The 9,877-nt window shown below is 61.8% G+C and carries 10 protein-coding genes; 5 read left to right on the top strand and 5 right to left on the bottom strand.

Translation table 11 applies throughout. The features are described 5' to 3' along the window. The 3 genes from PLL20_14900 to PLL20_14890 form a co-directional block, all read left to right on the top strand. On the top strand, window positions 1–416 hold a 416-nt coding region (locus PLL20_14900; GenBank protein ID HPD31278.1), incomplete at its 5' end, for a hypothetical protein. A gap of 46 nt (window positions 417–462) precedes the next feature. Then, complete coding sequence (locus PLL20_14895) at window positions 463–1,938, top strand: Gfo/Idh/MocA family oxidoreductase (protein ID HPD31277.1); 1,476 nt, start codon at window positions 463–465, stop codon at window positions 1,936–1,938. Window positions 1,939–2,198: 260 nt separating this feature from the next. Continuing rightward, the gene (locus PLL20_14890) at window positions 2,199–2,684 is read left to right on the top strand and encodes a hypothetical protein (protein HPD31276.1); all 486 of its coding nucleotides are present in this window, start codon (window positions 2,199–2,201) and stop codon (window positions 2,682–2,684) included. Between the two features lie 16 nt (window positions 2,685–2,700). Here the strand turns inward: PLL20_14890 and PLL20_14885 are convergent, their stop codons facing one another. Further along, entirely contained in the window at window positions 2,701–3,159 is a 459-nt protein-coding gene (locus PLL20_14885) for a PaaI family thioesterase (protein HPD31275.1), read from the bottom strand. A 384-nt stretch (window positions 3,160–3,543) separates the two neighbouring features. Here PLL20_14885 and glyA point away from each other — a divergent pair, with 384 nt between their 5' ends. Further along, window positions 3,544–4,815 (top strand): serine hydroxymethyltransferase, encoded by a 1,272-nt coding sequence (gene glyA, locus PLL20_14880; GenBank protein ID HPD31274.1) that lies wholly within the window; start codon window positions 3,544–3,546, stop codon window positions 4,813–4,815. Further along, window positions 4,788–5,486: a hypothetical protein gene (locus PLL20_14875; protein ID HPD31273.1), complete on the top strand. Its 699-nt coding sequence runs from the start codon at window positions 4,788–4,790 to the stop codon at window positions 5,484–5,486. Before glyA ends, PLL20_14875 begins: the two co-directional genes overlap by 28 nt. Window positions 5,487–5,501: 15 nt before the next feature. On the opposite strand, the gene PLL20_14870 is transcribed toward PLL20_14875, so the two are convergent. The 4 genes from PLL20_14870 to PLL20_14855 all read right to left on the bottom strand — a co-directional run bounded on the left by PLL20_14870 (window position 5,502) and on the right by PLL20_14855 (window position 9,867). Further along, complete coding sequence (locus tag PLL20_14870; protein HPD31272.1) at window positions 5,502–6,752, bottom strand: HD domain-containing phosphohydrolase; 1,251 nt, start codon at window positions 6,750–6,752, stop codon at window positions 5,502–5,504. A gap of 433 nt (window positions 6,753–7,185) precedes the next feature. Continuing rightward, window positions 7,186–8,151 (bottom strand): rod shape-determining protein MreC, encoded by a 966-nt coding sequence (locus PLL20_14865; GenBank protein ID HPD31271.1) that lies wholly within the window; start codon window positions 8,149–8,151, stop codon window positions 7,186–7,188. Between the two features lie 227 nt (window positions 8,152–8,378). After that, a complete protein-coding gene (locus PLL20_14860; GenBank protein HPD31270.1) occupies window positions 8,379–9,428 on the bottom strand; it encodes a rod shape-determining protein in 1,050 nt (349 codons plus the stop codon). Between the two features lie 277 nt (window positions 9,429–9,705). After that, the gene (locus PLL20_14855; GenBank protein ID HPD31269.1) at window positions 9,706–9,867 is read right to left on the bottom strand and encodes a hypothetical protein; all 162 of its coding nucleotides are present in this window, start codon (window positions 9,865–9,867) and stop codon (window positions 9,706–9,708) included. Window positions 9,868–9,877: the final 10 nt, after the last annotated feature.

Here is a 9,877-nt window from a genome sequence, read left to right as displayed (position 1 = left end):
ACCTCGGCAAGCTGAAAGACCGCAAAGACCTGATGGCCGTGCTCGCCGAGGTCTATCCGAAGTTCAAGCATTTCCATCGCGTCCAGAACTCCGGCCAGATTTGGGCCTTTGTCCATCGCATGTCGCCGGGTGACTGGGTATGCGTGCCCAGTAAGCGTAAGACGATTCACGTCGGCGAGATCACCGGGCAGTACACCTTCGTGGCCGACCAGTGGTGTCCTCGTCTGATAGTCTCGGCCAAGTGGGCATGGGCGTCGGCGGGAACGTACATGCATCCGGCGGAACCTGTCGGTCGCCCACTGGCGCACGGCCCGCTCATCCAGCGGCGCGCCGGCGGCGGCCGCAGATCGGACAATCCGCTTGCACCCCCGGCATCGCTCCTGGTTTGGCGTATTTTCGCCAAACCGTTATACTGACACCCTCAATCGTTCGTCCAGAGTCCGTCCAACAGGAGGATCGCAAATGTCTCTGAGTCGTCGCCGTTTTCTGTCACAGTCTGCCTCATTGAGTGCCTTCGCCGTGGTCGGCAAGGCTGTTGCCGCCAAGGCCGCCGAGCAACCTGCGGCCATGCCTCCGCCCAAGCGGGGAGCCAACGAGAGAATCCGTGTCGCCGTGGCGGGCATCAATGGGCAAGGCACCTCGCATATGGGCGGCTATGCGGGCATGAAGGACGTCGAGATCGTCTATCTCGTCGATCCGGACTCCCGCTTGTTCGAGAGCCGCGCCAAGAGCGTCGAGGACAAGGCCGGGTATCGACCCAAGTGCGTGCAGGACATCCGCAAGGTCCTGGAGGACAAGTCGGTTGACGTTGTGTCGATCGCAACCCCTAATCACTGGCACTCGCTCATGACCATCTGGGCCTGCCAGGCGGGCAAGGATGTCTATGTCGAGAAGCCGATGAGCCACAACATTCACGAGGGTCGCATCGCCGTCGAGACCGCCCGCAAGTACAATCGTATCGTCCAGCACGGCACGCAAAGCAGGTCGGACATGAAGTGGGCCAAGGTCGTCGCCGCGATCGCCTCCGGCAAGCTGGGCAAACTCTTGATCTCACGGGCCCTCTGCTACAAGCCCGGCGGTGGTCACAACACCCGCGGCGACCTGGGTTTCAAGCCTTATACGAACCCGCCCAAGGAGTTGGATTTCGACCTTTGGCTCGGGCCGGCCCGCAAACAGCCTTACCATGAGAACCTTGTCCACTACCGCTGGCACTGGTTCTGGGATTTCGGCAACGGCGACCTGGGCAACCAAGGCGTGCACCAGATGGACATCGCCCGATGGGGAATCCCCGGAGCCACGCTGCCCAAGAGCGTCTACAGCTTCGGCGGGCGCCTGGGCTTCTTTGACCAGGGCGAGGCGGCCTGCACGCAGATGGCGGTCATGGATTTCGGCGAGACCAAGCTCATCTTCGAAACCCGCGGCCTCAAGAGCCCCAAGTACATGGGCGTCGATGTAGGAAACATTTTCCATCTCGAAGCCGGCGACATCGTCAACGGCAAGTTCTATCCCAAGGGCAGCAACGAAGAGGCCCCGCTGCCGGAAGTCGAGGCTACCCGAGGTCCCGGTGGCGATCGGCTGGTCAATTTCCTGGCCGCCGTCAGAAGCCGGAAAGTCTCGGATCTCAATGCCGATATTCTCGAAGGCCACTACTCCAGTGCCCTTTGCCATCTGTGCAACATGTCGATCCGGCTCGGAAGCAAGATCCCGTTCCGTCCGAGAGATACGACTCTTGAGAGCGATCCGGTCGTCCTGGATCTGCTCGAACGCACGGAACAGCATCTGGCTGAAAACGGCGTCGATATCGAGAAGAGCGGTTTCGTCCTCGGTCGCAAGCTGGTCGTCGACGCCGGGACGGAGACGATCGTTGACGACCCGGAGGCGAACCAACTGCTGACCCGGCATTACCGCAAGGGGTTCGAGGTGCCCGACAAGGTCTGAACACCCTCGCCGGCCTCTATCGCTTGCCCCGGGGCGCCTGCTTGTCCGAGCGGGTGCCTCGCTTTTTACGGCAAGGGTGTGTTGTAGCCCCTTCTCGCGTATGATGACGGCCCCGAAAGGAGGAACGCATGATTCTGGCCGAGATGATCGCTCAAATCCTCAGTTACATACTCCAGCAGATGGTCGGCACCCTGGTCTCGAACCTGCTCAGCAATTGGTTTGGGACGGGAATGTGATCGGACTGCCGCGTGGGAGCCGCTATGCGACCTTCGTACGAAGTCCTCAGAGAAGCCGCCGACAAGATCGGCGTGAAAGCCCTGGCCGCCACGCTGAGGCTTTCCCCTGCCCTGGTCTACAAATGGTGCCAGGAATACGACGAGAACGATCCTGACACCAGCGGGGCACGCAATCCGCTGGACCGCCTGGCCGACATCATCGATGCCACCGGAGATGTCGAAGTCGTCAACTGGCTCTGTAACAGGGCCGGTGGTTTCTTTGTCCCTAATCCGGAAATGACCGTCCGCGACTTCAGCACCGACCTGCTGCTCGGCACGCAGCGACTGGTCAAGGAATTCAGCGACATGCTCGAGGAAGTCAGCCGGTCGGTGGCCAACGACGGGGCGATTCAGCCCAGGGAAGCCGAGCGAATCCGTCGGCATTGGGAAACGCTCAAGCGGGTGGCCGAGGCCTTTGTCGTGTCGGGTGAGTCCGGCCTGTTCAATCCGCCGTCGAACAGCCGTTTTTGAACTCCCGACTCGTTGTTCACGTCGTTTTCTCGGGCTTGCCCGGCAACGCGATGAACGTCGCCAATGCGACCGCGCACGTCGTCTCAACCTCATCCTTGATGCAGACCACGTCGCATTGACAGACCGTCAGAGTCTTGCCCGGCTTGACGACCGAACCGCGGGCGATCAGCCGCTCGCCCTTGGCGGGTGCAATGAAATTGATCTTGAACTCGGCGGTCACCATCGAGGCGTCCGACTCCGTCAGGCTGAAGGCCGCATACCCCGCCGCCACATCCGCCACCGTGGCCACCAGGCCCCCATGAAAGTAGCCGTGTTGCTGCGACAAATGCTCGCCGAAGGCAACCTCCATCTCGCAATACCCGGGCTGCAGGTCGATCATCTTCACGCCGAGATGCCGCAAAAACCCCTGGCGACTGAAGCTGGTCCGCATCCGCTGCCGGAAACCGGGATCAGGACTCGTGAATCGGGTTTTCACTCGATACCTCATGCTCCCATCTGCACGTTACGGGACTTGAGCCGTCGTGTTCTGATCGTCTTGTATCGTTCCTGGATCCCCTGTCAAGGCTTTGGCGAGTAATGGAATACGAGCCCTTGCTCGCACCGCGACGCGCCGCCGTCGTCGGCCTGCTCTCCTTCCGTTCGGCCGGCGGGCGCAGCGCAGCCCTCCGACGGCAATGTCGAGAAAGCCCGTTGCTGCTCGGGCTGCTCGCCGGTTCCATCCCGGTTTCCTCCCCGGGCCACACCGCCGGCCCCGGTTTGCTTTTTTGCCGCGTGCAGACTATTTGTAGGCCCTGAATGGACCCGCCGGTCGTTTCCGGACCGGTTCCCTCCCTGCGATTTGAGGTATGGTATGACAAGCATGGCCACGATAGCGTCGGATTTCGAAGCTTACCCGACCATCAAGAACACGGATCCCGCGGTTTACAGAGCTCTGACCGCCGAAGGCGAACGGCAGGCATTCTGTCTTGAACTGATCGCTTCGGAGAACCACGTTTCCCGCGCCGTGCTCGAGGCGGTCGGCTCCATCCTGACCAACAAGTATGCCGAGGGTTACCCTGGAAAGCGATACTACGGCGGCTGCAAGCACGTCGACGAGATCGAAGATCTGGCCCGCGAGCGCGCCAAGCAACTGTTCCACTGCGATCATGTCAACGTTCAGCCGCATTCCGGCAGCCAGGCCAACATGGCCGCCTACATGGCCGTCCTCGAACCGGGCGACACCATCTTGTCGCTGAACCTGTCTCACGGCGGCCACTTGTCCCACGGGATGAAGGCCAACTTCAGCGGCAAGTTCTACAACGTGGTCCACTACGGCGTCGATCCCCGGACCGAAGTCTTCAATTTCGATGAGATCCGACGGCTGGCTCGGGAATGCCGGCCCAAGATGATCGTCACCGGGGCCTCAGCCTACCCTCGGACGATCGACTTCGCGGAATTCGCGGAGATTGCCGCCGAGGTCGGCGCCTACCACATGGCTGACATTGCCCATATCGCCGGCATGGTCGCCGTCGGACTCCACCCCTCGCCGGTGCCCTGCGCTGATTTCGTCACCACAACGACCCACAAAACCCTGCGCGGCCCCAGGGCCGGCATGGTCATGTGCAAGGCCCAGCACGCCAAGGCCCTCGACTCGAGAGTGTTCCCCGGCTTGCAGGGCGGACCGCTCATGCACGTGATCGCGGGCAAAGCGGTTGCCTTCGGTGAGGCCCTCAAGCCCGAGTTCAAGCAGTACCAGGAGCGGATTCTCGCCAACGCCCAGGCCCTCGCGGAAACCCTCAGGAGCTTCGGATATCGACTGGTCTCCGGCGGCACCGACAATCACCTGATGTGCGTGGATTTGCGACAGGTGCATGCCGACCTGACCGGAAAACAGGCCGAAACGTGGCTCGAAATGGCCGGCGTCATCGTGAACAAGAACATGATCCCCTTCGACGAACGCAAGCCGACGGAAACGTCCGGCCTTCGCATCGGCACGCCCGCCGTGACCACCCGCGGCCTCAACACCGCCGAGATGCGAATCGTCGGCGAGTTCATCCACAAGGTACTCTCGAGCCGCGGCGACGAGGGCGCGATCGCAAGTGTTCGGCACCAGGTGCGAGAAATGTGTCAGCAATTCCCGATGCCGCATTGATGGGTATTCCTGTTCCAGCCCGATCCGTCTTGCTGTCGGTCTCGGCCTTGGCTTGGACCGCGACGTGTCTTCCCGGCTGCGCGGTGGGAAAGGTTCAGATGCTGCCCCTGATGCGCGCCGATATCCACAAGCGAGAACCGCTGGTCGGCTCGATCGATCCCCATGAGGGCTGCTACTGGCAGAGCGAGAAAGGCACGCTCAACATCGTGCTCGCTCGCCGGGGACGTTCCCTCTTCGACGAAAACTTCGATTTCACCTGGATCATGTCGCTCGTGCTGGAGGACGTGCCGGCGGGAAGCGAAAGGCTCTATCGCGCCACGCCGCAGACCATGCGGCTCTTCCAGTCACACGCGGGCGACCACCGCCGGGCAAAGTCGACCTCCGGCGTCGTGGTGATCGAGCGTCTCGCCGGCGACCGTCTCAAGGGGCGATTCCATCTTCTTGTGCGACAACAGCAGTTCACGGTCCTGGGCGGCTGGGGCCCGCCCTTGTACCGCGCGCCGATGTCGATCATCGTTGGCGAGTTCGTGGTCGCTCGCGACCCGACCCGGGGCAGGCGGCTCTTTGAACAGACCGAGGCCGACGGCTTCGATCGCCTTGCCGATGAGATCGCCTTGACGCAGCCCTCCGTGCGCGTCCTTGTGCCGGCCACCTCAAGCGCTCCCCATTGACCGTCACGAATCACCCTACGGGTAGCAGTACGCGAAAAGGTCCTCCTTTTCGTCCCGCGTGATTTCGGGAACGCCCCAGACGCTGCCATCGGCCCCGTCGCTCAGGCAGGTCAGGTCGTCCCCCTCGAACTCGACGATCTGCACCTCGTTCGTCTTGGAAAGGTCGATCGGAGGAGCGAGGTCCCGCTTCTTCAGCTTACGGCCGAGTTCGTCGAACGCGATGATGATCGTCGGACGGAAAGGGTGCTTGCGGTTGTGGCGCACCACGACCCCGTACCGCTCGCAATTCAGCTTGACCTTCGCCCCGATCGGAAACGGCTGCACCAAAGCCATCAGGATCTTCACGATCGGGGGGTCATAATGCTCCTTGAATGGCCCGCTCGACATTTCCCAGAGCACGCGGGCGGCGCTTCTGGCCTTCTTGTAAATGTGCCGGCTCGTCGCCGCGTCCAGCGCGTCCGCGGCCCGAATCACGCGGGAAAACACGTGCAGGCTCTCGACCGGAACGCCCTGAGGATATCCGCTCCCATCCATGTTCTCATGGTGCGTCCGGACCACCATCTTGGCGACGGCGTCGAGCTTCGGCGGAAGCATCTCGACCCCCCTGTTGGGGTGGTCGCGGATCAGCCTGCGCTCCTCCTGCGTAAGCCCCCCCTTTTTCTCATACAAGTGCTCGATCGGCAGCATGCCGACGTCGTGGAACAGACAGCCCAGCGCCAATGGCGTGAGATTCATGCTGTAGCGGACGCAGGCCGTCTCGATGCGGACGGTTCGCTGCCGCTCTCGAAAGATGTAGTCTCGAATCGTGTTGCCCACCAGCAGGCTGACGTAAAAAACGTTGCCCACGTGCCCCTGCAGATAGTCGCCGGCGGTGCCGAATCGGGTCAGGACCGCGGCCGCCGCCGGATTATCCATGATGTACTGCATGACTTCGGCCACGGAACGCTGCAAGCCGGAGATGTCCGAGCCCTCCAGTGCCGTCTTGCTGCTGAGGATCTCGCGGACTCGATGCATCAGCTTGCCGATCTGGCGGTTCACCGTGGCCGATACCTCGTGGTCGTGCGAATCGTCCTGAAACTCGACCAGTTCGTCGAGAATGGGATCGCAAATCTGAACGGTCAGATCGGGAAAGCGTCGGCGCAGTGAGTTGATCTGCCAATCCTCAAGCGGGGTGTTGCAGGACAGCATGACCTGCTTGTCGCGCAGGATGGCTCTCTTCAGGCGCATGCCCGGCTGGAGCTCATCGACGTGAACGAGAATCGGCATAAGGCCTCTATCCCGATTCCCCTCCCGCATACGTTTCCGATAAACCGGTGCTCGGCTTCCCTGGAGTCGAGCAATCGGCCGGCGCTTGCATGCCTGCGTCGGACCCGGGATCGCGCCGCAACCCGACCCGGCATGAGTACTCTTCTCGCTTGCCGACTCCCGCCGATTCGGCGGCGCCTCTGGCGGCTTGCCCGCTGGTACACAACAAACCGACTCGAAACGGCACGGCTGTCGCCGACCGCCATGCGGGCGCAGTACTCCCGTGCCCTTGTTTGCCGTGTCTGGATTCGACCGGCGATGCACCATACTTGAGTACTCGCCGGTTGCTCGAACCGACGGCGCTCACAAGACCCGCGACTCGACGTCCCGAATCGGCGTCCAATAACCAACCCCCTGATCCCGACGGCTTCCGCAAGTACCCTCGCAGCCTCGGTTAAGGGGAGGGTATGGGCAAGGAATCCGGCTGGGAACTGTCCACGATGATGACTTCACTGAGACTTGCCGGGTCGATCATGTGTCGCACCAGGGCGTCGAAACAGATCGGCTTGTCCCGGTTGGCTTGAAGATCCTCGATGGGCCCGATAACCACGGCGAGCGGCAGGCGGGTGTCGTCCGGTGCGGAGGTGACAAGGTCGCCGACCTGAATCTGACCGGCATCCACCATCCGGCGGGGAATATCGCGAATGATCATGCGCCCGCCGCCGTACGGCTCCAGAACGAACACCTCCGGCTGAACCTCCGAAGGACGACTGGAAGAATCTGCCGGATGGATCAGCACCCTTCTTGGTCGCGACTTGCCGGCCAGCTTGTCGCTGAGCAGAATGACCCGCGAAGTCAGCAGGTTTGTCTGGTCTACCCAGCCGATCAGGCACTGGCGGCCGAGCACGTGAGATTGGGGCTTCACGCCTTCATTGACCCCGGCTCCGACCGTCAGGCTTGAGACCACCCAGTCGCCCTTCTCGACCTTCTGCAGACTGCCTTTGCCCGCCAGCATCGTGTCGCGACCCGGGGCGGCATCCATGGCAAGCACGCGAGCAGGAATAAGCGTTCCCTGACGGGGAAACCCCATACCGCGCACGTTGGCCAGCTCCGTCACGGTCGCCTGCAGTTGAGTATTCTGATAGCGGAGCGTCGCGATTTCACTCAGCAAAGCATCTCGCTCGATCTCCAACTGCTGGTATTGGTCGACAGGAACGTTCCGACTGATCAGCGTCATGGCCGTCCGATGCGTTTCGAGTGTGGCCGTCTGCATCAGCCATTGGGGGAGTCCCAGCGGTTGAGCCAGACTCCGAAGCCGCGAGAGCGTCTCCGTCGGGAGCATGGTCGTGATCAACGAGACGGCCATGAGCAGCCCGAAGAAAACAGGCTTTGGAACGCGGTGGTCTTCCAAGAATCGCATCGCAGCTCGCGACCGGCGGCGGCCGGTTCCCGCAGTCCCCATGGAACAATGGCCGCGGTGCGGGGTCGCGCCGGGCCATCGATGATCTGAACACCTGACTCTCTGTCCCAAAACTTCGAGAACAACCGCCATCTTGACGGGCTGTCGAAGGGGCCAAAACCCGTTCTACGCTGTCCCGTCCCCGGTTGTTTCAGGATGTACTCAAAGCCGGAGGGATACGTCCGCGATCAGAGATCGTCCTCATCGGACTCCATCGTATCCTTCCATTCGTTCAGATTCTCAAGGAAGATGCTCGTCCCGCGAGCCACGCACGTCAGCGGGTCCTCGCATATCTGCACCTTCAAGCCGGTGGCTTGGTTGATTACTTGATCCAACCCTCGCAGCAGGGCCCCGCCTCCCGCCAGCCAGATCCCGTCTTCCACAAGGTCCGCCGCCAGTTCGGGTTCGGCTTTCTCCAATGACCGCACGACCGATTCGACGATCAACCCCACCGGCTCCTTCAAGGCCTCTCGGACTTCCTCGCTGCTGACAAAGGTCTTGCGAGGCAAACCGCTGATCATGTCACGCCCGCGAACTTCCATCGTCAGTTCCTGGTCGGTCTCGGCCACCGAGCCGATCTCGATCTTGATTCGCTCGGCGGTTTGCGGCCCGATCATCAGGTTGTAAGTGCGCTTCATGTAGTTCACAATCGCCGCATCCATGTCGTCGCCGGCCACACGGATCGACTCGCACACGCTGATGTCCGCCAGCGTCAGAATCGCCACTTCCGTCGTGCCGCCGCCGATGTCGATGATCATCGATGCTCGCGGCTCGGCAACCGGAAGCCCGGCACCGATCGCGGCGGCCTTGGGCTCCGGAACCAGGTACACGCGCCGGGCACCCGCCCGCTCCGCTGAGTTGTAGACCGCTCGTTTCTCCACCGCCGTGATGCCCGAAGGTACGGCGATCACCACCCGAGGCATGACAAAGGATCTGCGACCATGAACCTTCCGAATGAAATAGCTGAGCATCGCCTCCGTGATGTCGAAATCCGCGATGACGCCGTCCATCAACGGCCGGATCGCCGTGATGGTCCCCGGCGTCTTGCCGATCATTTCCTTCGCCACGTTCCCGACGGCCGTTCCGTCCTTGAGCACCCTGTTGGTGCCTTTCTTGACCGCCACTACCGATGGCTCATTCAAGACCACGCCCTGGCCGCGGACGCACACCAGCGTGTTGCAGGTACCCAGATCGATACCCATATCCATACTGAACAAGCCGAGAAGTGAGTTTAGCACAGCCAAGTCATCCTTTTCGTCTTGGTTTGCCGGCCTGGAACAGTGAAGGTGCGGAATTCCCGCTCGCCCCCTTGCACGCCCCCGCCGGCGTCCCAGAGGCTTCATCGGTTCGCCAGGTATTGTAACCGTAGATACTTTTCTTGCGAATGCTCATCTTTTCGGACGCCCTTACCCATCCCGAATTCCGGGTTGGCAGCCCCCTTATACAGGTGGCGACTTTCCGTCTGCCCGCGCCGATTCGCCCACCAAGAATAAACCTAGAGACTGAGGCGGTCCGTTAGCCGCCTGACGGGGGAAGGAAGGTGCCGAAATAGCTCACCGTCTGGACCGCTACATAGATGATTCCAACCAGCAACAACGCCGCCGCCACGATCAGATGAAACGTGTACAGATCGTTCTGCGGCGGGACTCTCGGACCTGTGGGACTCAGTTGGGCCATAGCGGTTTCC

It is taken from the genome of Phycisphaerae bacterium, assembly GCA_035384605.1.
Classification (GTDB): Bacteria; Planctomycetota; Phycisphaerae; order UBA1845; family PWPN01; genus JAUCQB01.
Note: the sequence above shows the minus strand (reverse complement) of the source record. Positions and strands in the feature narration are given on the sequence as shown.